This is a genomic window from Arthrobacter sp. 2RAF6 (genome assembly GCF_052115205.1).
In the GTDB taxonomy this organism is placed as follows: Bacteria; Actinomycetota; Actinomycetes; order Actinomycetales; family Micrococcaceae; genus Arthrobacter.
In genome coordinates this window covers 1-624 of the sequence record NZ_JBFRGF010000116.1, presented here as the reverse complement: position 1 = coordinate 624, position 624 = coordinate 1, and the positions used below count along the sequence as shown (strand labels likewise).

Here is a 624-nt window from a genome sequence, read left to right as displayed (position 1 = left end):
GGGGTGGATGAGCTGGCCCATGGGGGATTCCTTGTAGGCCAGGACGAGGTCCCGGTCCACGGAGAGGTAGTTCTGGCCCTTGGGGTTGTAGATCTTCGCGGTGGGGAAGAACGCGTCCATCCCGAAGGTCCGGGACTCGTCAGGGACGACCGGGACGAAGCGTTTGCCGAAGTTCTTGTCCCGCATGAGGTCCTTCAGGAGCCTCACGAAGGCCATGGTGGTGGCGGCTTGCTGCTTGCCGGAGCCGCGCTTGGCGACTTCGTAGGACTTCGCGTCCGGCAGCACCACGGGGGTGTGCGTGGAGCGGCGTTCGGGCACGGACCCGCCCAGGGCCGCGCGGCGGTCCATCATGTACCGGATTTCCGGAGCGTCCATGCCGGGGTGGTAGTACGGGGGACGGTACAGGTCGGTGTCGAGCTGTTCGTCCGTGATGGGGATGCGCAGGTGGTCGCGGAAGGCCTTGAGGTCTTCCATGGTGAGTTTCTTCATTTGGTGGGTCGCGTTGCGGCCCTCGAAGTGGGGTCCGAGTCCGTAGCCCTTGACGGTCTTGGCCAGGATCACGGTGGGTTTGCCCTTGAACTCGGCCGCGGCCTTGTACGCGGCGTAGACCTTGCGGTAGTCGTG

At 65.1% G+C, this 624-nt stretch carries 1 pseudogene; it reads right to left on the bottom strand.

The features are described 5' to 3' along the window. A pseudogene (locus AB4Z38_RS25745) lies at positions 1 to 624 on the bottom strand (pyruvate dehydrogenase (acetyl-transferring), homodimeric type); the annotation flags it as partial.